The organism is Leifsonia sp. GW821-FHT13C05, from assembly GCF_058806515.1.
Genome location: NZ_JBXAPT010000002.1, coordinates 259,026 through 281,179, shown reverse-complemented (window position 1 = coordinate 281,179; position 22,154 = coordinate 259,026). Strand labels below are relative to the sequence as shown.

The following is a 22,154-nucleotide window of genomic DNA, read 5'->3' as shown; positions in this document are numbered from 1 at the left end:
TCACCCTTCGACCTGGATGCCGTTTGCCGCGTGGATCGCATCTGAGTCGAGTGGTGCGAATCCGACCAGCATCCCACTGATCAGGAATGCCGCCGCCGCGGCGCCCCACGTCTTCTCTCGAGTCGTCATCGTCTCTCCATTCCTCGTTGAATGGCCGCTGATACAGCCTGGCGCTGAACCTATCACGATATGAAATATATACATTCCACATGCCGCAAGGAGGAGCGATTCGCCGCCTTGCCGGCGGAGGCTTGCCGCTTCTAGGCGGAGGCCGCGAGCACGGCCTCCGCCACCTCGCTGGGCGACCTGCCCGTCGTGTCGACCGTGGGCCCCGGGATGCGCGCGGCATCGAGCACCGCGTCCAGCTCGCCGTGGCGGTGCAGGTGCCAGGCGAGGGCGTCGTGGTCGTCGCCGTGCCTGGCGCGCAGCCTGGCCTCGCCGACCGCCGGGCCGACGGTGAGCCGCACGACCGTGAGCGGGATGCCGCCGATGGCGTCGCGGTAGAGGGGAACGGCGTCCGGGTCCTCGATCACCCCGGCCAGCACCAGGATGCGCGCGCCGGCCGCGCGGTGGTTCGCGGCGACGGCGCGCAGGTTGGCCAGTTCCAGCGCGTTGTTGAACGGGTCGCCCTCCGGCGCCGGCCAGGCGGCGCGGAGTGCATCCAGGTCGACGATCGCGTGCGGGATGCCGCGCTGGATCAGGATGCGGCTGATGGCGTCCGCTGTGGCGGTCTTGCCGACGCCGACGGTACCGTTCAGGAAGAGGGCGTGGTCGCGCATCCGACCAGTCAACCGCACCGGGCGCGGCGAAGTATTGCGTGCAGTGCGCGGGATGCGCCCGATCGTTGCGCCGGACGGCGAACGAGTGCCGAAGCGTTGTGAGAGTCTGCTCTGGGCCCGAGAGGAAAACATGGATACACGCAAAGCCGACGACAGCCGGATCGGCACGCCGACCGCCACGCAGACCGGCACCCCGACCAGGATGCACGCCGTCTCGGACGAGACCAGGAGCCTCGTCGACCTCGTGCTCGAGTACTCGCGGCGGCGCATCCTGAGCACGGACACCCCGCTCGACAAGCCGCTGTCCGAGTTCGAGCTGAACCGGCTGGCCGGGCAGACGGTGGTGGAGGGCGGCATCGGCGCCGAGCGCGCGCTCGCGCTGTTCGAGCACGTGCTCGCGCCCGCGTGCATCACCACGGACCACCCGCAGTACCTGTCGTTCATCCCGACCGCGCCCACCAAGGCGGCCACCGCGTTCGACCTCGTCGTCTCCGCCAGCGCGGTCTACGGCGGCTCGTGGCTGGAGGGGTCCGGCGCCGTCTTCGCCGAGAACCAGGTGCTCGCCTGGCTCGCCGCCGAATTCGGGCTGCCCGCCAGCGCCGGCGGCGTGTTCGTGCAGGGCGGCACGCTCGGCAACCTGTCGGCACTCGTCGCCGCCCGCGAGCACGCCAAGGCCGAGCGCGGAGCCCAGCTCGGCCACGGCCGCTGGAAGATCGTCTGCAGTGCAGAAGCGCACTCCTCCATCGCGTCCGCGGCGCGGGTGATGGATGTGGAGGTCGTGCCCGTCCGCCCCGACGACTCCGGGATGCTCACCGGCGACGCCGTGCGCGAGGCGCTAGACGAGCACGGCGCGTCCGTGTTCGCGGTGGTCGCCACGGCCGGGTCGACCAACTTCGGCATCGTGGACGACCTCGCATCCATTGCGGCGCTCAAGGACGAATACGACTTCTGGCTGCACGTCGACGGCGCGTACGGGCTGGCCGGGATGCTGTCGCCGGAGGCCAAGCACCGGTTCGCCGGGGTGGAGCGCGCGGACTCCGCGATCGTCGACCCGCACAAGTGGCTGTTCGCGCCGTTCGACGCCTGCGCGCTGCTGTACCGGGATCCGGAGGCCGGACGCAGGGCGCACACGCAGCACGCCGAGTACCTCGACACGCTCACCGACACCTCGGAGTGGAGCCCGTCGGACTATGCGGCGCACCTCACCAGGCGTGCGCGGGGCCTTCCGCTGTGGTTCTCGCTCGCCACGTACGGCGCAGCGGCCTACCGGGAGGCGGTGACGGCCTCCCTGCAGCTGGCGCAGCGGATCGCGCGCGAGATCGAGTCGCGCGACGGGTTCCGGCTGGTGCGGGCGCCGCAGCTGTCCGTCGTCGTGTTCGAGCGGGAGGGCTGGACCCGCGACGACTACGCGCGCTGGTCGACGAGGCTGCTGGACGAGCAGCGGGCGTTCGTCACGCCCAGCTCGCACGAGGGTCGGCCGAACACGCGGTTCGCGATCGTCAACCCGACCACGACCTTCGAGCACCTCACGTCCATCCTCGACACGATGTAGACGCAGGCACGGAGACGCAGAAAAGCCGAACCCCTCCACCCGGCGCGAGAGCTCCGGCGTGAAGGGGTTCGGACTGTGTGGTGCGTGTGGGGCGGGTCAGACGATGGGGTCGTCGCTCTCGCTGGTCCGGCGCGTGACGCGCTCGCCCGACGCAGGGTCGACAGCGGTGCGCGTGGTGGCGACAGACTGGCGACGGCGGGTGAGCAGCACGATGCCGATGATGATGCCGATCAGACCGGCGGCCATCAGGATGTACCCGACCAGGTGGAGGTCGATCCAGGCGACCTGCAGGTTCAGAGCGAACGCCAGGATCGCGCCGATGACGAACAGGACGATTCCGGTTCCGAGACTCATGGTCTTACCCGTCCTGTCAGACTCGTCGGCTTCCGGTGAGCATCCGAACAAGCCAGACGATCACCGCGATCACGAGCAGCACGATTCCGACCCAGAGCAGGAAGTTCAGGGACTGTACGAAACCGCCGGTAAGCAGAAGGATGATCGCGATGATGGCGATCACGATGAGCAGGATGTTCATGGCAGAGTTGTCCTTTCCTTGACCACACCACTGAACTACTAGTTCAGTTGCCTAGCAATCCCCTTGACATGGCGGAAAATCCTGCTTTACTCGCGCGCGGCTACGACGCGCTCACGACCTCGCTGCCGGGCCGGAACGCCGTGGTTTCGTCGCGATGCGGTCGACGGTCTCGCGCATCTTGGTGAGGAACCGCGTGATGGTCGCCGCTTCCTCCGGGCTCAGTTCGGCCGTGGCCGCCTCGATCTGGGTCTGCGCGGCCTCCAGCATCGGGCCGGTGTCTCCCAGTGCAGCGGCGGTCGGCACGATCTCGATGGAGCGCTTGTCCACGGTGCTCGGCCTGCGCTCGACGAAACCGCCCTTGGCGAGCCGGTCGATCAGGGCGGTGGTGGATGCGCTGGAGATGCCGAGGTAGGCGCTGACGTCTTTGGAGGCGGTCACCTGCCCGAGGGCGCGGCGGTCGAGGATGTACCGGAGCGCCAGGAGGTCGCTGTCCCCGATCCCCATCGCGGCGCCCGTGCGCCTGCGCATCGCTGCCTCCGCTGCCCGGTAGACCTGCAGCGCTTCCAGAACACCCGTCTCCGGCTGGTCGGGCACTTCGGTCTCGTCGCTCACACCATTCACTCAACCCAGGTTCGGCGATCTGGCAAGGGAGTGCGGCCACACTTTCGGCTGATTCACGGACAGGATGGGGTTGCTTAACGCGGGTATGCTCGGGCAGTGAACGATCGTGTGCTTCTGGAACGCTACGAACTGCGCGAGGCTCTCGGCCGCGGCGGGATGGCGACGGTGTACCGTGCCCTCGACCGCCAGCTGGGCCGGTTCGTCGCTGTCAAGCTGTTCGCGTCCGGCACGGCCGTCGACGACGCCCGCCGTCGCGCGGAGGCAACGATGCTCGCGCGCCTCAGCCACCCGAACCTGGTGACGCTGCACGACGCCCACCTCGCCGGGGTGGACGACGACACCCCCAGCTTCCTCGTGATGGAACTCGTCGAGGGCACCGACCTGCGCACGCGTCTCGACGACGGTCCGCTGACGGGCGTCGAGGCGGCCGAGCTGGCCGCCGAGATCGCGGAGGGCCTCGTGGTCGTGCACGACGCGGGGATGGTGCACCGCGACCTCAAGCCGGCGAACATCCTTCTGCCCGCATCCACTGTCCCCGGCGGCCGTCTGCACGCCAAGCTCGCCGACTTCGGCATCGCCCACCTGCTCGGGGCCGAACGCCTCACCACCGACGGCACGGTGATCGGGACGGCCGCGTACCTGAGCCCGGAGCAGGTCGCCGGAGCCGAACCGGATGCGTCCACGGACGTCTACGCGCTCGGGCTGGTGCTGCTCGAAGCGCTCACCGGCCGCCGCAGCTACCCCGGTTCGCCCGTCGAGTCGGTGAGCGCTCGCGCGGCGTACGATCCGCGCATCCCGAGCACGCTGCCGGACGACTGGCGCGGGATGCTCGCCGCCATGACGGCCCGCAGTCAGGCGCTACGTCCCACGGCGATGGAGATCGCGGTGATGGCGCGCGAGCTGGCCCCGCAGCTGACGGGATGGGATGCGTCGGGTGAGCCGGACGACGAGATGCCGACCGCGGTGATGCCGTCGGCGGGCGCGGCGGGAGTTGCGGGTGCTGCGGGCGTTGCGGGTGCTGCGGGCGCGACGGACGAGATGGAGCCCACCGTCGCGATGGCGCCGCCGGTGCCGCACGCCGGACCGGTTGGGGTGGCCGCCGCCGACGCGCCCACGGCCGTCCTCGCCCCTCCCGCGAAGCATCGGCGCGGGCTCCTGGTCGCGCTGGTCGCCGGCGCGCTCGTCGTGCTGGTCGCCGGCGCGATCGGGCTGGGCGTGCTGTTCGCGCCGTCCGGCACCAACCCGTCGAGCGTTCCGTCGACGCCATCGCCGACGACCTCCACGCCCGCGTCGCCGAGCGTGGCGCCGACCGTCGCGCCCGTCACGACCACCGATCCTGCGCCGGCTCCAGCGCCGGCCCCTGCGCCGAGCCAGAAGGAGAAAGGAAACCCGGGCAAGGGCAAAGGTAACGGCCCAGGAAACGGCCCGGGGAAGGGCAAGGACAAAAGCCAGGAGAGGTAGCCGGCTACCGCCCTCGCGCTGCACTCAGAGCGGCTGGCACACCAGGATGTTCGCCCGCCGCCGCCGGGTGAATCCGAGCGCTTCGTACACACCGAGCGCGCGCTCGTTCGTCGCCTCGACGTGCAGGAACGGCCGCTCGCCGCGAGCGACGATCCCGCGCATCACCTCGACCATCACGGTCGCCGCGAAGCCCCGCCCACGGAACTCGGGGTCTGCGCAGACCGCGCTGACCTCGCACCAGCCGTCCGGCCGCATCCGCTGTCCGGCCATCGCCGCGAGCCGCTCGCCCACCCGGATGCCGCGGTACCCGCCGAACTCGATCGTGCGCGGGAGGAACGGCCCCGGCCTGGTCCGGTCGACCAGGTCGAGCGCATCCGGTACGTCGGCGTCGCCGAGCGTCACCAGCCGCGCGTCGTCGCCGAGCTGCCGCACCTCCGGCATCGTCTCGTGCTCGTAGACGAGCTGCCAGCAGTCGTACGCGCCGAGCGTCTCCCAGCCGTCCGGCCCCGTGGATGCGCCGAAGACGCCGAGCGCGGAGTCTCCGCCGCCGGAGAGGCCCACCAACTCGGTCAGGGCATCCAGAGGGCCGTCCGGGTCGGGGACGGCCGCGAACGGCGACATGTCCGGACGGTAGCGCTTGGCGTCCTCCGTTCCGACGGCGAACGAGCGGTGCGCCCCGGTGAGTGCGTGCCAGGCGGGGTTGTCGAGAACGTGCATCCCCCCAGCTTTCCATGCCGCGGGGCTGCGGATGTGCCGTGGCCCGGTTACGCCGGGGGCGTCCTCCCAGTAGTGTCGCGGCGTGACCCGTGCTTTCGCCGTCGCACCCGCAAGAGGAGGACTCCGTGAAGACCGCAGCCATCGTCGTGAACCCGATCAAGGTCGACCTGTCGGCGATCAAGGAGGCCGTCGCCGCCGCGGAGGCCGAGCACGGCTGGGCTGAGACGCTCTGGCTGGAGACCACGGAGGACGACCCCGGCACCGGTCAGACCAAGCAGGCGCTCGAACGCGGCGTCGATGTGGTGATCGCGGCCGGGGGCGACGGCACCGTCCGCACCGTGGCCGAGGAGCTCCGCGGCACCGGCACCCCGCTCGCTCTGCTGCCCTCCGGCACCGGCAACCTGCTCGCCCGCAACCTGAACCTCACCCTCGACGACGTGGAGAACGCGCTCCAGACGGCGTTCGGCGGCGAAGACCGGCCGATCGACGTGGGCGTGGCCGACATCCGGGATGCGGACGGCTCGGTGAGCAGGCGCGCATACCTGGTGATGGCCGGGCTCGGCATCGACGCGAAGATGCTCGCTGCCACCGACGACGACCTCAAAGCCAAGGCGGGCTGGCTGGCATACGTGAAGGCGATCGGCACCGTCCTCCGCGACAAGAACCAGCTGCGCCTCCGCTACCAGCTCGACGGCGGGCGGGTGCACTCCGTGCGCGCGCACACCGTGATGATCGGCAACTGCGGGTCGCTCCCGGCGAACATCCTGCTGCTCCCGGATGCGGCGGTCGACGACGGCGAGTTCGACATCGTGGTCCTCCGCCCGGAAGGGTTCATCGGCTGGGTGCAGATCGTCTGGAAGGTGTTCTGGGAGAACGGGGTGCTGCGTCGCACCTCCGCGGGCCGCCGCCTGATGGGCCTCTCCAGGGAGGTCAGGGCGCTCAACTACCTGAAAGGCAGCGAGTTCGTGCTGCGCCTCAGCAGCCCGGAAGACGTCGAACTCGACGGCGACCTGTTCGGCAAGGCCTCCGCGATCAAGACGTGGATCGACCCGCGGAGTTTGATCGTGAAGGTGCCGGAGGGGGCGGCGTAGGCGAGTGATGCTGGGGCGCTGAGGGGCGGCGCGCGCTGGCTAGGCGCTGCCGAGCGGCGCTTGCCGTCTAGCTGCGGTCGCCGAGGGCGGCGACGATCTGCACCAGGGCCGTACGCAACGCCTCCGGGTCGCTGACGGCCGGGAACACATCCCGTTCCAGGTCCTTCGCCCCCGCGAACGCCTCCCGCCCGGCCGCGGTGATGCTGAGCACGTGCCTGCGCCGGTCGCCGGGATACGGTGAGCGGGCGACCAGCCCTTCCCGTTCGAGCCGGTCGATGGTGCGCGACATCGTCTGCGCCTCCACCCTGGCCAGCCGCGCCAGCTCGGTCTGCGAGGTGATCCCCGCATCCAGGAAGTGCAGCACGATCAGCCCGGCATGGGTCAGCCCCCGCTGTTCGAGCGCCTGCGCCCAGCTCCGCTCGACCGACCGGGATGCGACACCGAGCAGCCTGCCGATCGGCCAGTTCTCCGGCCGCTGCTCGTCCGCCTCAGCGGGGTGGTCGTCCATCGGTTCATCCTCGTCATGCCCAGTGCGTGTGCCAATACTAAGCCTGCTGAGGAGGGTGGTCCGCCCCCTACTCCACCAGCGTCTGCGTCCCCAGCACCACCGCGAGCGCCAGGCGCTCCGCGTCTTCCGTGCCGGGTTCGGCCGTGTAGACCATGATGCGCAGGTCGTCGGTGGTGACGATGAGGGTGTCGCAGTCGAGGGTGATGCGGCCGACCAGGGGATGTTCGATCGTCTTGCGCTTCGACGGGTCTTGCCGGCGCGGGCCGAGGTCGCCGTTCTCCCACAGTTCGACGAATTGGGGGCTCGCCGCCGTGAGGGCGGCGACCAACCGTGTGACCGAGCGGTCGGCCGGGTAGCGGGAGGCGGTGAGGCGCAGGTCAGAGACCAGCCCGGCGACGAGGTCGTCGTGGTCTTCCTGCGACTGCAGGACTCGGCCTGCCGGGCCGACGATGTGGCGCCAGACCGCGTTGCGTTCGTTGCCGCGCCAGCTGCTTGTCTCGCCCATCAGCGCGTCGAACGGGGCGTTGGCCTGGATGAGCGTCATCGTGGCGTCGTAGACAGCGACCGGGGTGTTCGCCAACCGGTCGAGCATCCGCTGCACACTGGGCGGGATGCGCGTCGGCACCACGTCCAGGCCGGGGGCCGCGTGCCCGGCGAGCTGGTAGAGCAGTTCGCGTTCCGCGTCGGAGATGCGGAGGGCCCGCGCGAGCGATGCGACGATCTGCACGGACGGCGAGGTCGCCCGCCCTTGTTCCAGCCTGGTCAGGTAGTCGGCCGAGATGCCGGCGAGAGCGGCGAGCTCCTCGCGGCGCAGCCCGACGGCCCGGCGGCGGCGTCCAGGGGGCAGGCCGACCGTCTCCGGCGTGACTCGGTCCCGGATGCGGCGCACCATCCGCCCGAACTCGTTCGCTTCCACGCATCCAGTGTGCGCCACCCGGCTTCGCTTGTCCTGGCCCCCGTAGTCCCACCACTGCGAGATGCCAGTAACTGCGCCGCATCCCGAGCGTTTCGCGACAGTTGGTGGCATCTCGCTGGGCGCGAGTAGCGTTGCTCCCAGTCGGCAGCGAACGGAGCACCCATGCAGTACGTCAACCTCGGCAGCACCGGACTGAAGATCTCGGCGGTCGTGCTCGGCTGTATGAGCTACGGCGTCCCGGAGCGCGGCGCGCACCCGTGGAGCCTGCCGGAGGAGCAGAGCCGGCCGTTCATCCGGAGCGCCCTGGAGTCCGGGATCACCACGTTCGACACGGCCGACGTGTACTCGGACGGCACGAGCGAGGAGATCGTCGGCAGGGCGCTCGCCGACTTCGCGACGCGCGACGAGGTGGTCATCGCCACCAAGGTGCACGGCCGGATGGGCGAGGGGCCGAACCAGGCCGGCCTGTCGCGGGCGCACATCCTGTCGGCCATCGACGACAGCCTGCGTCGTCTCGGCACCGATCACGTCGACCTGTACCAGATCCACCGCTGGGACCCGTCCACCCCGATCGAGGAGACGATGGAGGCGCTGAACGACGTCGTGCGCTCCGGCAAGGCGCGGTACATCGGTGCGTCGTCGATGTGGGCGTGGCAGTTCGCGAAGGCGCAGCACACCGCCCAGGCCAATGGATGGGCGCGGTTCGTCTCGATGCAGGACCAGTACAACCTGCTGCAGCGCGAGGAGGAGCGGGAGATGCATCCGCTGTGCGTCGATCAGGGCGTCGGCGTCATCCCGTGGTCCCCGCTCGCCCGCGGCGTGCTGACGCGCGACTGGGGAGTCAGCACCGACCGTTCCGCCGGGGATGTGTTCGGCGCGACGCTGTATCGCGGCGAGGAGGAGTCGAACCGGCGCATCGTGGCCGCGGTCGCCGAGGTGGCGGAGGCGCGGGGCGTCTCACGGGCGCAGGTGGCGCTCGCCTGGGTGCGTCAGCAGGGCGCGGTGACGGCGCCCATCGTCGGCGCGACGAAGCAGCAGCACCTGGTGGATGCCGTCGCCTCGGTGGACCTGACCCTCACGCCGGAGGAGTGCGCGGCCCTCGAAGCCCCGTACACGCCGCGGAGGGCGGAAGGCTTCTAGCCGGCCTTCCCGAGGAACGCGGTCAGCGTCTCGGTGATCCTGTCGCGCGCCTGAGCGTTCGTTATGCCGGCGGGGTTGTCGCCCGGCTGCGGCCCGTAGTCGCCGAACTGGGCGTGGTTCATGCCGGGGATCTCGACCATCGTGGCGTCTGCGGGCAGCAGCGGTCTGGCCGCAGCGATCTTCGCGGGGGTGCTCAGGCCGTCGGCGCCCCCGCCGATCGAGAGCACGCGCAGGTCGCTGCGGCTGAGGTCGTTCGCGCAGTAGCTGCCGAACAGGATGAGCCCGTCCACGCTCGTGTCGTCGGCGAGCTGGCAGGCGCGCACCCCGCCGAGTGAGTGGCCGCCGACGTACCACGAGGACACCTCCGGTGCGTGGGAGGTGAACGTCGACAGTGGCCGCTGGTCGAAGAACGCCAGGTTCAGCGTCGGCTTGGTCACGACGACGGTCAGCCCGGTGTCCTCCACGGCGCCGGCGAGCTTGTAGAGATAGGCGTACGGGTCGACCAGCGCGCCGGGTACGAACACCAGCCCCTGACCGGATGCGTCCCCCGTCGGCGCGAGGAGCACCGAGTCTCCCTCGTCGGTGATGCTGACCGCCGGGTCGGTCCACACGTCGATCGCCCGTGCGCGGTCGCCCATCATCGGCGTGTTCGCCCAGGCGAGGAAGCCGACCACCACGAGGGCGAGCACGGCGACGACGGAGATCAGGATGCGGACGGCGGTGCGCATCCCTCGGCGGTTCGTTCGCGGCATCCTGGCTCCTCGATTCGGTCGGTCACTGCCGATTATAAGCAGGCTGACTATCTGTGTCGGCCGTGCGCGGCCATTGATCCCGGCGCGGCCAGGTGTACAACTCGAGAGTGACCAAGGATGCCCAGACCGAGGATGGCCGGACCGCCCAGCAGACAAACCGGGCGCGCGCCGTCGTCACCGTCGACACCGGTGCCCCGCCGGACGGCTCGGACGGACCCGACTACCTCCTCATCCACGGCATCGGCGTGAGCTCGCGCTACTTCGAGCGCATCATCCCGTTGCTCGCCCGCCGCGCGAGGGTCGTGGCCGTCGACCTGCCGGGGTTCGGCCGCGCTCCGAAGCCCGGTCATGCTCTGAGCGTCGAAGACTTCGCCGAGTGCGTTGCGGCGGTCGTCGACGAGTTCGGCCTGTCCGGATGCGTCGTGTTCGGCCACTCGATGGGCACGCAGGTGGCCACCAGGCTCGCCATCGACCGGCCGGAGGCGGTGGCGGCGCTCGCCCTGATGGGCCCGGTGATGGACCCGCGCGACCGGTCCCCGTTTCGCGCAGCGGCCCTCCTGGCGCTCGACTGCGCGGGGGAGCGTCCGCGCGCCAACTGGCTGGTGCTCAGCGATTACGCCCGCTGCGGCCTCCGGTGGTACCTCGCCGTGCTCCCCTCGATGCTGACCTACCGGATCGAGGACGACATCCCCCGGGTCGACTGCCCCGTGCTCGTGCTCCGCGGCGAGCGGGACCCCATCGCGCGTGCGGGGTGGGTGTCCGTCCTGGCGGCGTCGGCCCGGCGCGGGGGAGCGAAGACCATCGACGGCGCCCGCCACCTCGCCATGCACACGCGACCGGAGGCGACGGACGGGCTGCTCGCCCTCCTGGCCGGTTCCGTCCGGTGACCGCGCGGCCCCTCCGGCGGGCGGGCGTCTCCCTCCGCAAGGCCGGGGTGTGGATGCTCGACTACCTGTACGCGGCACGGCACCAGCTGCGCACCGCCGTGAGCCGCGACGACCCGGAGGTGCTCGCCGCTGGGCGGCCCGGCGCATCCACGGTCGTGCTGCTGCCCGGCATCCTGGAGACCTGGCGGTTCATGCTCCCGCTCGCCAGGCGCCTGCACGACCGCGGCAACGCCGTGCACGTCATCGCTGCTCTCGGCCGGAACCGCCTGAGCATCGCGGACGGCGCCGAGCTGGTCGCCGCGCACCTGGACGAGCACGACCTGCGCGACGTGACGATCGTGGCGCACAGCAAAGGCGGCCTGATCGCCAAGCAGCTGATGTCGTCGCTGCCGGCCGGCGGGCGCGTTCGGCTGGCCGTGACCGTCTGCACGCCGTTCGCCGGATCGGTGTACGCACGCTACCTGCCGACGCGCAGCCTCCGTTCGCTCGCGCCGACCGACGCGTCGCTGCTCCGCCTCGGGCGGGAGAGCGCGGCGAACGAGCGCATCGTGTCGGTCTACGGGTGGTTCGACCCGCACATCCCGGGCGGAAGCGCGCTGGAGGGCGCAAGGAACATCGAGCTGCCGGTGGGTGGCCACTTCCGGATCCTGGCGAGCAGGGAGCTGCTGGAGGTGGTGGACGGGTGCGTGTAGATCGGAGCTAGGCGAGGCTCCTGGCGCGCGCGACCTGGTCGGCGGTCAGCGCATCCCCGTTGGGCAGGCTCACGATCGCGACCTCCTCGACGCCGAGCCCTGCGTAGACCGCGTGCAGCCCGGCGACGACGGCGCCGACGGCCCCGGAGAAGACGCCGAGCTCGGCCGTGGCGATGTCGGGGGAGATGCGGAGGTTCTGTTCCAGGGCGATCCGGTAGCGGTCGATGGAGGAGATCAGCGAGTTCGCGATGCCCCCGCCGAGCACGATCGTCTGCGGGTCGCAGGAGACCGTGGTGGCGGTGAGCACCACGAGCAGCGCCTGGTCGAAGTGCCCTCTGAGCGACAGAAGGCCGGGGCCGGCATCGTCCGCGAACAGCTCAGCCGGTGCATCCAGGTGGAGTCCGGCCTCCGCAGCCCTGCGCAGGATCCCTCCGCCCGTCACCATGTGTTCGAGCCGGGTGCCGAGCGGGCCGATCGGCAGCTGGCCGAACTCGCCGATCAGTCCGCGTTCGCCCTGCAGGATGCGTCCCTCGATGGCGAGACCGGCGCCCAGTCCGAAGCCGATCGTGAGCATCGCGGCGTTGGGGGCTCCGCGGGCGGCGCCGTAGTGCATCTCGCCGAGGAGGGCGTAGTTGGCGTCGTTGTCGAAGCGCATCGCCCGCCCCACCGCGCGCTGCACGGCGGCGAGGAAGGTGGGCGACTCGACCTGGAGCAAGTTGGGGGCGTTGGAGACGGTGAGGTCCCGCTGGCTCACCGCGCCGGGGAGGCCGAGGCAGACGTGCTCGACGCTGTCCCAGACATCGGCGGCCGCCTCGCGGACCGTCGCGGCGATCCACTCCACCAGTTCGGCTTCCGGCATGGTGGTCGGGGTGGGCGTCTCCGAGGCGAAGACCGGGCGGGCGAGAAGGTCGGCCACGATGATGCGGGTGTTGGATGCGCCGAGGTCGACACCGACCACGTACGAGCGGTCGGCCACTATGTCGAGCTCGACCGCGCGGCGTCCTCTGGCCTCCGACACGATCTCCGTCGTCTCGCGCACGATGCCCTCGGCCAGGAGCTGATCGACCGAGCGGGTGACCGTTGCGGCGGAGATGCCGGTCAGCTCCGCGATCTGTTTGCGGCTGGCCGGACGCGACCCCATCAGGGCGGTGAGCACGGCGTTCCGGTTGATGGCACGGGTGTCTTGCACCGCTCCACCCCCTTTGTCTTCAATGTGAACCCAAAACTAGCTCAGGATGCGGATCCGGCGCCACCCGCAGCCCCGATTTCGCAGGATTTACCACCCCGAAACCTGTCTGACACAAATTCGCGCTTGACTTTGATTGCTTGTTGAAATCAAAATGGCTTCAGCAAGTCAACGGTGACGGGGTCACGAGATGCCCGGGGGACGCCACCGCACAGGAGTTCAACCCGGTCCCGGAAGGCAATCCACACATGAGCACAGCACATCCCACCCGGCGCCCCGGCGCCCGCGCCGCTTTGGTCGGCGCCCTCGCACTGGCCCTCGCGCTCACCGGCTGTTCGGCCGGAACAGCGGCGTCCTCCTCGTCCACCCCCGCCGAGAAGCCGAGCCTCGTGTTCGAAGGTCCCAACGGAGAGAAGCCGGGCGCGCTGTCCGAGCTGTCCCTCACCAGCGACGAGCAGAAGAAGGTCGAGGACGGCAAGTACACCGCGGCGTTCGTCTGGCACACCTCGTCCGACTTCGTCACGGCCGTCGAGAAGGGCGCCCGCGACGAGTTCAAGAAGCTCGGCATCGACGTGGTGGCGAGCACCCAGGCGAGCTTCAACGCGGCGACCCAGGCCAACAACGTCCAGACCGTGCTCGCCCTGCACCCGAGCATCATCGTCACGATCGCCGTCGACCCCACCTCGGCGGCCAAGGCGTTCAAGCCCGCCGTCGAGGCCGGGACGAAGCTCGTCATCATGACGACGCCGCCGGAGGGATACAAGGCGGGGACGGACTTCGTCTCGATCGTCACCGAAGACCTCGCAGCGGCCGGGAGGGACAACGCCGAGATCCTCGGCGACGCGCTCGGCAAGAAGGGCGAGGTCGGCTACCTGTCGTACAACGCGAACTTCTGGTTCACCAACCAGCGCGACAAGGCCTTCAAGGACTGGCTGGCCTACGAGTACCCGGATGTGAAGATCGTCGACTCCGAGGGCTTCGCCGACGAGACGGCGACGCAGACCATCGCGGCCGCGATGATCGCCAAGAACCCGAACCTCAAGGGAATCTACGTCTCCTGGGCGACAGCGGCGCAGGGCGTCGTCGCCGCCATCAAGGCATCCGGCCGCAGCGACATCAAAGTGGTCACGAACGACCTCGACACCACGCTCGGCGCCGCGATGATGTCCGGCACGAACGTCGCGGGCATGGTGGGCAACGGCTCCATCGGCATCGGCAAGGGCCTCGCACTGGCCGGCGCATACGGAGTCATCGGCAAGAAGGCCCCTGAGCTCGTCGCGTCCGTTCCGACCAAGGTCACGAAGGCCAATCTCGACGAGGCGTGGAAGGCCGACTACGGCGTGAAGCCGCCGGCGAGCGTCACCGGCTGACGCCCCCCCCAGAACGGCTGAGCGGCCGGACTCCCCCTCCGGCCGCTCGGCTTCCACCAGCAGCACACGAAACAGGCGGCACAGCGCGCGCGAGCGCCTGCCGCACGCACCATGAAGGAGAACGATGACACGGCAGGTCATGACCGTGCTCGGCCCGGTCGACCCCGCGGACCTCGGGCGGGTGATGCCGCACGAGCATCTGCTGTCGCTCACGCCGGGCCCCTGGCTCACCGGGGGAACCAGCGACGACAGCGTCGACAGGGCGGTGGATGCGCTCGCCGGGCTCCGCGACCTCGGCTTCGGAACCGTGGTCGACCTGAGTCCGTACAACGTGGTCGGCCGCGACGCGAACGGCGACAACGCCGCGCAGCTCGTCGTGATCTCCCGGCGCAGCGGCCTCCACATCGTGTCAGGGACGGCGCTCTACCTCGAGGCGTACGCGCCGGGCTGGGCGCTCGACGCCGACCTCGACGCCCTCACGGCCCGCCTCATCCGCGACGCGGAGCAGGGGATCGGCGACTCCGGTGTCCGGGCCGGCGTGTTCGGCGAGCAGGCGACCAGCCTGGGCGAGATCACGCCGCACGAGGAGAAGTGCCTCCGTGCCGTTGCCAGGGCCCAGCGCGCGACGGGACTCGGCATCATGACGCACACCACGCACGGCACCCAGGCGCTGGAGCAGCTCGACATCCTCCGCTCGGAGGGCGTCGACCTCGACCGCGTGGTCGTCGGTCACATCGACACCCAGCTCGGCTCCGAACTGCCGCGCCGGGTGATCGACGCCGGCGCCCGGGTGGCTGTCGACACCATCGGCAAGGAGGACTGGGAGTTCTTCCTCGGGCCGGTGCCCGACGCGCGCGACGACGGCGAGTACGCCAAGCAGTCGTTCCACCGATCGGATGCGGGACGCGCCGACCTCGTCGCCGGACTCGTCGCGGACGGGCTGGCCGACCGCATCCTGCTCGCACAGGACCTGACCGGCGCGGAGGTGTGGATGAACCCCGGCACCCACGGCGCCCTCGGATACTCGTACCTCGGAACGGTGTTCGTGCCCGCGCTGCAGGAGCGCGGCGTCTCCGACGCCGCCATCGAGACGATGCTCGCGGCCAACCCCGCCGCCGTCCTGGAGGTCGTATGAGCGCCCAGCGCACCGACGGCCGGTACGTCGTCGGCATCGACCTCGGCGGAACGAAGATCCGCGCAGGCATCGCGACCATGACGGGCGACGTCCTGCACGAGCTGACCCAGCCGACCCTCGACGGGCGGGAGATCGTCGCGCAGGTGACGGAGATCGTGTCCGCCCTCGCCGCGGCGGTCGGCGCATCCGGAGCAGCCATCGTCGCAACGGCGATCGGCGGGGCGGGCGTGCCGGACGCGGACGCGGGCCACTTCGACCTGGCGCCGAACCTCGGCGGCCTCGAAGGCTTCGGCGTGGTCGCCGAGCTCGAAAGGCGACTGGGGCACGCCGTCGTGATCGACAACGACGTGAACATCGCAGCGCTCGGCGAACTGCACGACGGCGTGGGAACAGAGGTCGACAGCTTCGCCTTCGTCTCCGTCGGCACCGGCATCGGCGTCGGGCTCGTGCTCGACCGCCGCGTCTGGCAGGGCGTCCGCGGTGCCGCGGGCGAGATCGGCTACCTGCCGATCGGCGCCGACCCGCTCGACCCCGCCAACCACCGCCGCGGCCCGCTGGAGGAGGTCGTCAGCGGTGAGGCGATCGTCCAGCGCTACGAGCGTGCATCCGGCAGCACCGGTTCGACCACCGTCGACGTCTTCGAGCGCTCCGGCGACGGAGACCGGGATGCGGCGGCGTCGCTCGACGAGGAGGCGCGCTGGCTCGCCCACGCGATCCTCTCCGTCGACGCCGTCGTCGATCCTGGACTGTTCGTCCTCGGCGGCGGCATCGGCAGCCGCGAGGAGTTGCTCGCACCCGTCCTCCACTGGCTCGGCGAACTCGGCCGGCCGACGATCGAGGTGCGCATCAGCCGCCTCGGTTCCAATGCCCCCATCCTCGGCGCCGTCCGTCTCGCCATCGACGCCGCATTGCTCAGCACGGAAAGAGAAGCATCATGACTGTATCGACCACCGACGGCAGGATGACCGTCGGCGAACGGCTGCGTCACGCGGACTGGCGGCAGTACGTCGTCTACATCGGGTTCGTGGTGGTGTTCCTCTACTTCGCCATCACCCAGGGCGGCAACTTCCTCAACGGCACGACGCTGGTCAACATCATCACCCAGGCGACGCCGATCACGGTGATGGCGATCGGCACGGTGTTCGTGCTCAGCCTCGGCGAGATCGACCTCTCGATCGGCTCGACCGTCGCCCTCTCCGCCCTGGTCGCGGCCGTCACGCTGCAGAGCACGCACCAGTGGCTGATCGCGGCCATCGCCGGCCTCGCGGTCGGCGCCGTCATCGGCGCGGTCAACGGCATCTTCGTCACGCTCGTTCGGCTGCCGTCCTTCCTCGTCACGCTGGCGACGATGGGACTCATCACCGGCCTCGCCCAGCAGTCGACCAACCTGCAGTCCGTGCCGGTGACCGATGCAGCGTTCGGCTGGCTCTTCGGCGGTGGAACGCTGCTCGGCATCCCGATCCTGATCTGGTGGACGGCGGCGGTGACGGCGATCGGCTGGCACGTGCTCCGTCAGCGGGCGTTCGGCGCCCACGTGCTCGCCGTCGGCAACAAGGCGGCGGCTGCCGCGGTCAGCGGCATCAAGGTCAACCGCGTCCGGATGGCCGTCTTCATCGTCAGCGGAGTGACGGCGGCACTCGCCGGTCTGCTCTACGCGGGGCGGCTGGCCGGTGCGACGTACACGCTCGGCAGCTCGGACCTGATGAGCGTGCTCGCCGCCGTGATCGTCGGAGGAACCGCGCTCACCGGAGGAAAGGGCTCGATCATCGGCGCCCTGGTCGGCAGCCTCTTCATGAGCATGATCAACTACGGGCTGCTCCTCGGCGGGCTCACCGTCGCACAGCAGATGATCGTGCGCGGCGCGATCATCCTGGTGGCGGTCTCGCTCTCCCTCCGCGCCAAGAAGAGCAACTAGCCGGGAAGACAGTAAGGAAGACAAACGATGTTCCTCGACCTCCTCCGCCGCCGCAACCAGGCACTGCTCGACGCGGCCACCCGGTTCCACCAGAGCGGCGCCATCCCGCCCAACACCTACGTCATCGACCTGGATGCGGTCACCCGCAACGCCTCCGCCCTCGCGGCGGAGTCGGCCAGGCTCGGTCTCACGCCGTTCGCCATGACCAAGCAGATCGGCCGCAACCCGGACGCATCCCGTGCCATCGCGGCGGGAGGCATCGGCCACGCCGTCGGCGTCGACCTGGAGTGCGCGGTCGCAGCGGCGAGCGGCGGCCTGGCCACCGGTCACCTCGGCCACCTGGTGCAGATCCCCCGCCACTCGGCCGCGGACGCCGCGGCGCTCGAACCGCTCTACTGGACCGTCTTCTCCGAGCAGAAGGCGCGCGAGGCCGGTGCGGCGGCAGCGGAACGCGGCAGGGTGCAGGATGTGCTGCTGCGCATCGCGGCCCCCGGCGACCGGTTCTACCGCGGCCACGAGGGCGGATTCGACGCAGCCGACATCGTCGCGGCGGCCGACAGGGTCGACGCCATCCCCGGCGTGCGCTTCGCCGGCATCACCACCTTCCCCGCGACCCTCTTCGACGCGGAGACCGGCACCGCCCGCTCCACGCACAACCTGGAGACCCTGACGACGGCGCTCCGTGCGCTCGAAGGCGCCGGCCGCACCGGCGTGCAGGTGAACGCCCCAGGAACCACGTCCGTGTCCGTCCTCGAGACCCTCGCCGCCGCAGGGGCGACGCAGGTCGAACCGGGCCACGGCCTCACCGGGACGACGCCGCTGCACGCCGCCCACGACCTCATCGAGGAGCCGGCCATCGCCTACGTCTCCGAGGTGTCGCACCTCTGGAACGGCGACGCGTACGTGTTCGGCGGCGGCCTCTACGTCGACCCCGTGCTCGGCGGGACCACGACGAGTGCCCTGATCGTCGGGGAGGGAGCGGACACCGCATCCGCCCCCGAACTGCTGGTCGACATGCCGGCTCCGGAGGCCATCGACTACTACGCCACGATCCCGCTCTCCGGGCGCACCGTGCAGCCGGGGGACACCGTGCTGTTCGGATTCCGCCCGCAGGTCTTCGTCACCCGCGGCCTCACAGCGGGCATCGCCGGGCTCAGCACAGGAAACCCCACCGTCGCAGGCATCTGGTCGGCCGACGGCTCCGCACCGATCACGACCGCGGCGGCGCTCGCCGCATCCGGGAGGACAGCATGACCCCCACCACCGCTCCGCAGGACACGACGGTGAAGCCGCTTCGGCTCGACGGCATCACCAAGCACTTCGGCGGCATCGTCGCCATCAAGCGCTTCGACCTCGAGATCGAGCCTGGCGAGATCGTCGCCCTCGTCGGCGACAACGGCGCAGGGAAGTCGACGCTGGTCAAGATCATCTCCGGCATGTACCAGCCGACCGACGGCGAGATCTGGGTCAACGGCGAGCGGGCCAGCTTCCGCGACCCGTCGGACGCCAGGAGCAGAGGAGTCGAGGTGGTCTACCAGGACCTCGCGCTCGTCGACCTGCAGCCGGTCTACATGAACCTGTTCCTCGGCAGAGAACTCCGGCGCAAGCCCTTTGGAACGCTCGACCGCAAGACGATGGCCGCGCGCACGCAGGCGCTCGTCGACGAACTGGATGTGCGCATCCCGTCGGCGCGTGCCACGCTGAGCGACCTCTCCGGCGGCCAGCGCCAGGGGATCGCGATCGCCCGGGCCACCCACTGGGCCAGCAGCCTGGTCCTGATGGACGAGCCGACCGCCGCCCTCGGCGTCGCGGAGACGGCCAAGGTGGAGGAGCTGATCCTGAAGCTGAAGGAGCGCGGGGCCGCCGTGCTGATCGTCAGCCACAACATGGAGCAGGTGTTCCGGGTCGCCGACCGCGTCTCCGTGCTGCGCCGGGGAACGCAGGTGGGCACCAAGCGCATCGACGAGACCAGCCACAACGAACTGGTCGCGATGATCACGGGGCTCAGCTCGTGAGGGGCGCACCCGTCGCCGGCCACCGGATGCGCGCGGAGATCGCCGAGCAGCCCGACCGCTGGCTCGACCTCCTCGACGCGCGCGCGTCGATCGACGCCGCGGCAGAGCTGATCGCGTCGCAGCGGCCGGAGCTCCTGGTGTTCGCGGCGCGCGGATCGAGCGACCACGCCGCGATGTACGCCCAGTACCTCGCCCACAACCTGCTGCGCATCCCGGCGATGCTCGCGACCCCGGCCAGCGTCACCGGCTTCGGAACGCAGCTCGCCTTCCCCCGCTCGGTCGCGCTCGCCGTGTCGCAGTCCGGCAGCTCTCCCGACCTGCTCGCGACCGTCGCCTCCATCGCGGCCGCCGACGTGCCGGTGATCGCCTTCTCCAACGATCCGGGCAGCGCGCTCGCCGGGGCCGCCGATGTTCACGTCTCGCTCGCGGCGGGCCCGGAGACGTCGGTCGCCGCCACGAAGACGTACACCGCAGAGCTCCTCGCCCTCGCGCTGACCCTGCACCGCGCTGCCGGAACCGGATGGCCGGAGCTCGACGAGCGCGTGCGCCGCATCGCCGCCTCCGTCGCGGCCGACCTCGCCGCTCCCAGTGCTGTGGACGCCGCGGTCGCCGCCCTCTCCGGCGTCGACAGGGTGATCGTCGTCGGCCGCGGATACTCGATGTCGACCGCCCGCGAGGGCGCGCTGAAGCTGATGGAGACGAACGCGATCGCGGCATCCGGATGGAGCGCGGCCGACGCGACGCACGGCCCGCTCGGCCAGGTGGTCCCCGGCTCGGTGGTGGTCGCCCTCACCGGCAGCCCGGCCGGACGCGACTCCGTCTTGTCGTTCGCGTCAGCGGCTGCCGCGCTCGGCGCGCGTGTGATCGAACTCGGCCCCGGCCTGGTCGACGGCGCCGCCGTGCACCTCCCGCTGGACGAACGGGACGACGAACTGCTTCCCCTGCGCGAGATCGTGCCGCTGCAGCGCATCGCCCTGGAGCTGGCACTCGGCCGCGGCCTCGACCCGGACAACCCCGCCGGCCTGAAGAAGGTCACGCTGACCGTCTGACGCCCCCTCGGCCGTTCCCCCACCGCCCTTCGAGTTATATAGTTAATGCATATAAACCAACTCGAAGGACGCACTCTTTTGCCACGCACCGGCATGTTCGCCAAGGATCACCCGCACTACAAGTGGGTCGCGCTCAGTAACACCACCCTCGGGATGCTGATGGCGACGATCAACTCGTCGATCGTCATCATCTCGCTCCCCGCGATCTTCACCGGCATCAAGCTCAACCCGCTCGAACCGGGCAACGTCTCCTACCTGCTCTGGATGCTGATGGGCTACATGCTCGTCACCGCCGTGCTCGTCGTGATGTTCGGGCGGATGGGCGACCAGTTCGGGCGTGTGAAGATCTACAACGCCGGGTTCGTCATCTTCACCGTGGCCGCCATCGCGCTGTCGCTCGACCCGTTCACCGGCGGCCCTGCCGCCATGTGGCTGATCGTGTGGCGGTTCGTGCAGGGCATCGGAGGCGCGGCGCTGTTCGCGAACTCGACCGCCATCCTCACGGATGCGTTCCCGGCCAACAAGCGCGGGTTCGCCCTCGGCCTCAACCAGGTCGCGGCCATCGCGGGAAGCTTCATCGGCCTCATCGTCGGCGGGGTGCTGGCCGAGATCGACTGGCGTGCGGTGTTCTTCGTCTCCGTACCGATCGGCATCGTCGGGACCATCTGGTCGTACAAGTCGCTGCACGAGGTGGGCCAGAAGAACCCGGGCAGGATCGACTGGATCGGCAACGCGACGTTCGCGGTCGGCCTGATCGCCCTGCTCACCGGCATCACGTACGGCATCCAGCCGTACGGCGGAAGCTCGCAGGGCTGGGGCAACCCGTGGGTGCTGGGCTCGATCATCGGCGGCATCGTGCTGCTGGCGGCGTTCGTCCTGATCGAGCTGCGGGTGAAGTCGCCGATGTTCGACATGCGGCTGTTCCGCATCCGGTCGTTCTCGTCCGGCATCTTCGCCGGATTCCTCGCCGCCATCGGGCGCGGCGGCCTGCAGTTCATGCTGATCATCTGGCTGCAGGGCATCTGGCTGCCGCTGCACGGGTACAGCTACGAGTCGACGCCGCTCTGGGCCGGCATCTACATGCTGCCCATCACGGTCGGCTTCCTGGTCGCAGGGCCGATCTCCGGCGCGCTGTCCGACCGGTACGGCTCGCGCGTCTTCGCGACGGTCGGCCTCTCGCTCGTGGCGGTCACCTTCGTGGGCCTGCTGCTCATCCCGGTGAACTTCGACTACTGGCAGTTCGCCGTGCTCACCGGCCTCAACGGCATCGGCTCCGGCCTGTTCTCGTCGCCGAACCGCACCTCCATCATGAACAGCGTGCCGGCGAACGAGCGCGGGGCAGCATCCGGGATGGCGGGCGTCGCCCTCAACGCGGGAAGCTCGCTGTCCATCGGCATCTTCTTCTCGCTGATGATCGCCGGCCTTTCCGTGGCCCTGCCGACGGCGCTCACGAACGGGCTCACCACGCACGGCGTCCCGCACGCCGTCGCGACGCAGATCGGCGCCACCCCTCCGGTCGGCAGCCTGTTCGCCGCGTTCCTCGGCTACAACCCGATCGCGAGCCTGCTCGGGCCGACGGGCGTGCTCAGCAGCCCCCACGTGGATGCGGCCACCCTCACCGGCAAGGAGTTCTTTCCCCAGCTGATCTCCGGACCGTTCCACGACGGCCTCGTCGTCGTCTTCATCGCCGCCGCCATCATGAGCATCATCGGAGCTATCGCCTCATTCGCAGGCGGCGGCAAGTATGTTCATGAGGAGAAGATCGCAGAATCCCGGGCGGTCAGCGAAGAAGGCGAGGAAGTCGGTGCGAGCCGCGCATAGCGTCAAGGAACG

24 protein-coding genes are annotated in these 22,154 nt (G+C 70.2%); 14 read left to right on the top strand and 10 right to left on the bottom strand.

All coding sequences use genetic code 11. The annotated features are described in order from the left end of the window. Both AC1ROC_RS07910 and AC1ROC_RS07905 read right to left on the bottom strand, forming a co-directional pair. Positions 1-129: a hypothetical protein gene (locus AC1ROC_RS07910; protein ID WP_492999296.1), complete on the bottom strand. Its 129-nt coding sequence runs from the start codon at positions 127-129 to the stop codon at positions 1-3. Between the two features lie 131 nt (positions 130-260). Next, positions 261-779, bottom strand: a complete 519-nt coding sequence (locus tag AC1ROC_RS07905; RefSeq protein WP_492999294.1) for a hypothetical protein — start codon at positions 777-779, stop codon at positions 261-263. A gap of 202 nt (positions 780-981) precedes the next feature. On the opposite strand from AC1ROC_RS07905, the gene AC1ROC_RS07900 reads away from it, so the two are divergent. Beyond that, the gene (locus AC1ROC_RS07900; RefSeq protein ID WP_493000003.1) at positions 982-2,331 is read left to right on the top strand and encodes a pyridoxal phosphate-dependent decarboxylase family protein; all 1,350 of its coding nucleotides are present in this window, start codon (positions 982-984) and stop codon (positions 2,329-2,331) included. 96 nt (positions 2,332-2,427) lie between these two features. On the opposite strand, the gene AC1ROC_RS07895 is transcribed toward AC1ROC_RS07900, so the two are convergent. From AC1ROC_RS07895 to AC1ROC_RS07885, 3 genes are all read right to left on the bottom strand, one after another. Then, positions 2,428-2,685 (bottom strand): DUF6458 family protein, encoded by a 258-nt coding sequence (locus tag AC1ROC_RS07895; RefSeq protein ID WP_492999293.1) that lies wholly within the window; start codon positions 2,683-2,685, stop codon positions 2,428-2,430. Positions 2,686-2,701: 16 nt separating this feature from the next. After that, entirely contained in the window at positions 2,702-2,866 is a 165-nt protein-coding gene (locus AC1ROC_RS07890) for a hypothetical protein (protein WP_168690344.1), read from the bottom strand. Between the two features lie 111 nt (positions 2,867-2,977). Next, the gene (locus AC1ROC_RS07885; protein ID WP_143465973.1) at positions 2,978-3,478 is read right to left on the bottom strand and encodes a MarR family winged helix-turn-helix transcriptional regulator; all 501 of its coding nucleotides are present in this window, start codon (positions 3,476-3,478) and stop codon (positions 2,978-2,980) included. A 105-nt stretch (positions 3,479-3,583) separates the two neighbouring features. Between AC1ROC_RS07885 and AC1ROC_RS07880 the strand changes: the two genes are divergently transcribed. Further along, entirely contained in the window at positions 3,584-4,948 is a 1,365-nt protein-coding gene (locus AC1ROC_RS07880) for a serine/threonine-protein kinase (protein ID WP_492999290.1), read from the top strand. 24 nt (positions 4,949-4,972) lie between these two features. Here AC1ROC_RS07880 and AC1ROC_RS07875 read toward each other — a convergent pair whose 3' ends face one another. After that, a complete protein-coding gene (locus tag AC1ROC_RS07875) occupies positions 4,973-5,665 on the bottom strand; it encodes a GNAT family N-acetyltransferase (protein ID WP_492999289.1) in 693 nt (230 codons plus the stop codon). 125 nt (positions 5,666-5,790) lie between these two features. Between AC1ROC_RS07875 and AC1ROC_RS07870 the strand changes: the two genes are divergently transcribed. Next, positions 5,791-6,756, top strand: a complete 966-nt coding sequence (locus AC1ROC_RS07870) for a diacylglycerol/lipid kinase family protein (protein ID WP_247597169.1) — start codon at positions 5,791-5,793, stop codon at positions 6,754-6,756. Positions 6,757-6,823: 67 nt separating this feature from the next. Here AC1ROC_RS07870 and AC1ROC_RS07865 read toward each other — a convergent pair whose 3' ends face one another. Together AC1ROC_RS07865 and AC1ROC_RS07860 are read right to left on the bottom strand one after the other, a co-directional pair. Next, on the bottom strand, positions 6,824-7,264 hold the full coding sequence (locus AC1ROC_RS07865) for a MarR family winged helix-turn-helix transcriptional regulator (protein WP_085370521.1): 441 nt from the start codon (positions 7,262-7,264) through the stop codon (positions 6,824-6,826). A 67-nt stretch (positions 7,265-7,331) separates the two neighbouring features. Beyond that, on the bottom strand, positions 7,332-8,180 hold the full coding sequence (locus AC1ROC_RS07860) for a helix-turn-helix transcriptional regulator (protein WP_085370520.1): 849 nt from the start codon (positions 8,178-8,180) through the stop codon (positions 7,332-7,334). Between the two features lie 162 nt (positions 8,181-8,342). Here AC1ROC_RS07860 and AC1ROC_RS07855 point away from each other — a divergent pair, with 162 nt between their 5' ends. Then, positions 8,343-9,320, top strand: a complete 978-nt coding sequence (locus AC1ROC_RS07855) for an aldo/keto reductase (RefSeq protein WP_085370519.1) — start codon at positions 8,343-8,345, stop codon at positions 9,318-9,320. On the opposite strand, the gene AC1ROC_RS07850 is transcribed toward AC1ROC_RS07855, so the two are convergent. Further along, complete coding sequence (locus tag AC1ROC_RS07850) at positions 9,317-10,072, bottom strand: alpha/beta hydrolase (protein WP_256922062.1); 756 nt, start codon at positions 10,070-10,072, stop codon at positions 9,317-9,319. The genes AC1ROC_RS07855 and AC1ROC_RS07850 overlap by 4 nt on opposite strands. Before the next feature lie 107 nt (positions 10,073-10,179). Between AC1ROC_RS07850 and AC1ROC_RS07845 the strand changes: the two genes are divergently transcribed. After that, complete coding sequence (locus tag AC1ROC_RS07845) at positions 10,180-10,959, top strand: alpha/beta fold hydrolase (RefSeq protein WP_085370517.1); 780 nt, start codon at positions 10,180-10,182, stop codon at positions 10,957-10,959. Further along, entirely contained in the window at positions 10,956-11,651 is a 696-nt protein-coding gene (locus tag AC1ROC_RS07840; protein WP_256922061.1) for an esterase/lipase family protein, read from the top strand. The genes AC1ROC_RS07845 and AC1ROC_RS07840 overlap by 4 nt, the downstream gene beginning before the upstream one ends. A gap of 7 nt (positions 11,652-11,658) precedes the next feature. On the opposite strand, the gene AC1ROC_RS07835 is transcribed toward AC1ROC_RS07840, so the two are convergent. Further along, entirely contained in the window at positions 11,659-12,840 is a 1,182-nt protein-coding gene (locus AC1ROC_RS07835) for an ROK family transcriptional regulator (protein WP_085370516.1), read from the bottom strand. 245 nt (positions 12,841-13,085) lie between these two features. Here AC1ROC_RS07835 and AC1ROC_RS07830 point away from each other — a divergent pair, with 245 nt between their 5' ends. The 8 genes from AC1ROC_RS07830 (at position 13,086) to AC1ROC_RS07795 (ending at position 22,142) form a co-directional block, all read left to right on the top strand. After that, the gene (locus tag AC1ROC_RS07830) at positions 13,086-14,207 is read left to right on the top strand and encodes a substrate-binding domain-containing protein (protein WP_085370515.1); all 1,122 of its coding nucleotides are present in this window, start codon (positions 13,086-13,088) and stop codon (positions 14,205-14,207) included. 124 nt (positions 14,208-14,331) lie between these two features. Continuing rightward, on the top strand, positions 14,332-15,342 hold the full coding sequence (locus AC1ROC_RS07825; protein ID WP_085370514.1) for a phosphotriesterase family protein: 1,011 nt from the start codon (positions 14,332-14,334) through the stop codon (positions 15,340-15,342). Beyond that, positions 15,339-16,280, top strand: a complete 942-nt coding sequence (locus tag AC1ROC_RS07820) for an ROK family protein (protein ID WP_085370513.1) — start codon at positions 15,339-15,341, stop codon at positions 16,278-16,280. The genes AC1ROC_RS07825 and AC1ROC_RS07820 overlap by 4 nt, the downstream gene beginning before the upstream one ends. Further along, entirely contained in the window at positions 16,277-17,257 is a 981-nt protein-coding gene (locus AC1ROC_RS07815; protein ID WP_085370512.1) for an ABC transporter permease, read from the top strand. The genes AC1ROC_RS07820 and AC1ROC_RS07815 overlap by 4 nt, the downstream gene beginning before the upstream one ends. Before the next feature lie 27 nt (positions 17,258-17,284). Beyond that, the gene (locus AC1ROC_RS07810) at positions 17,285-18,511 is read left to right on the top strand and encodes an alanine racemase (RefSeq protein WP_085370511.1); all 1,227 of its coding nucleotides are present in this window, start codon (positions 17,285-17,287) and stop codon (positions 18,509-18,511) included. Then, on the top strand, positions 18,508-19,272 hold the full coding sequence (locus tag AC1ROC_RS07805; RefSeq protein ID WP_085370510.1) for an ATP-binding cassette domain-containing protein: 765 nt from the start codon (positions 18,508-18,510) through the stop codon (positions 19,270-19,272). The genes AC1ROC_RS07810 and AC1ROC_RS07805 overlap by 4 nt, the downstream gene beginning before the upstream one ends. Then, positions 19,269-20,321 carry an SIS domain-containing protein gene (locus AC1ROC_RS07800; RefSeq protein WP_085370509.1) on the top strand — a complete coding sequence of 351 codons (1,053 nt, stop codon included), beginning with the start codon at positions 19,269-19,271 and terminating at the stop codon, positions 20,319-20,321. The genes AC1ROC_RS07805 and AC1ROC_RS07800 overlap by 4 nt, the downstream gene beginning before the upstream one ends. 78 nt (positions 20,322-20,399) lie before the next feature. After that, positions 20,400-22,142, top strand: coding sequence for an MFS transporter (locus tag AC1ROC_RS07795; protein ID WP_434949706.1), 1,743 nt, complete (start codon positions 20,400-20,402; stop codon positions 22,140-22,142). Positions 22,143-22,154: the final 12 nt, after the last annotated feature.

What these genes read in the sequence shown, in the direction of transcription:
- AC1ROC_RS07910 (WP_492999296.1), bottom strand. Translation starts at nt 129, where the DNA reads ATGACGACTCGAGAGAAGACGTGGGGCGCCGCGGCGGCGGCATTCCTG.
- AC1ROC_RS07905 (WP_492999294.1), bottom strand. Translation starts at nt 779, where the DNA reads ATGCGCGACCACGCCCTCTTCCTGAACGGTACCGTCGGCGTCGGCAAG.
- AC1ROC_RS07900 (WP_493000003.1), top strand. Translation starts at nt 982, where the DNA reads ATGCACGCCGTCTCGGACGAGACCAGGAGCCTCGTCGACCTCGTGCTC.
- AC1ROC_RS07895 (WP_492999293.1), bottom strand. Translation starts at nt 2,685, where the DNA reads ATGAGTCTCGGAACCGGAATCGTCCTGTTCGTCATCGGCGCGATCCTG.
- AC1ROC_RS07890 (WP_168690344.1), bottom strand. Translation starts at nt 2,866, where the DNA reads ATGAACATCCTGCTCATCGTGATCGCCATCATCGCGATCATCCTTCTG.
- AC1ROC_RS07875 (WP_492999289.1), bottom strand. Translation starts at nt 5,665, where the DNA reads ATGCACGTTCTCGACAACCCCGCCTGGCACGCACTCACCGGGGCGCAC.
- AC1ROC_RS07865 (WP_085370521.1), bottom strand. Translation starts at nt 7,264, where the DNA reads ATGGACGACCACCCCGCTGAGGCGGACGAGCAGCGGCCGGAGAACTGG.
- AC1ROC_RS07855 (WP_085370519.1), top strand. Translation starts at nt 8,343, where the DNA reads ATGCAGTACGTCAACCTCGGCAGCACCGGACTGAAGATCTCGGCGGTC.
- AC1ROC_RS07850 (WP_256922062.1), bottom strand. Translation starts at nt 10,072, where the DNA reads ATGCCGCGAACGAACCGCCGAGGGATGCGCACCGCCGTCCGCATCCTG.
- AC1ROC_RS07830 (WP_085370515.1), top strand. Translation starts at nt 13,086, where the DNA reads ATGAGCACAGCACATCCCACCCGGCGCCCCGGCGCCCGCGCCGCTTTG.
- AC1ROC_RS07825 (WP_085370514.1), top strand. Translation starts at nt 14,332, where the DNA reads ATGACACGGCAGGTCATGACCGTGCTCGGCCCGGTCGACCCCGCGGAC.
- AC1ROC_RS07820 (WP_085370513.1), top strand. Translation starts at nt 15,339, where the DNA reads ATGAGCGCCCAGCGCACCGACGGCCGGTACGTCGTCGGCATCGACCTC.
- AC1ROC_RS07815 (WP_085370512.1), top strand. Translation starts at nt 16,277, where the DNA reads ATGACTGTATCGACCACCGACGGCAGGATGACCGTCGGCGAACGGCTG.
- AC1ROC_RS07810 (WP_085370511.1), top strand. Translation starts at nt 17,285, where the DNA reads ATGTTCCTCGACCTCCTCCGCCGCCGCAACCAGGCACTGCTCGACGCG.
- AC1ROC_RS07805 (WP_085370510.1), top strand. Translation starts at nt 18,508, where the DNA reads ATGACCCCCACCACCGCTCCGCAGGACACGACGGTGAAGCCGCTTCGG.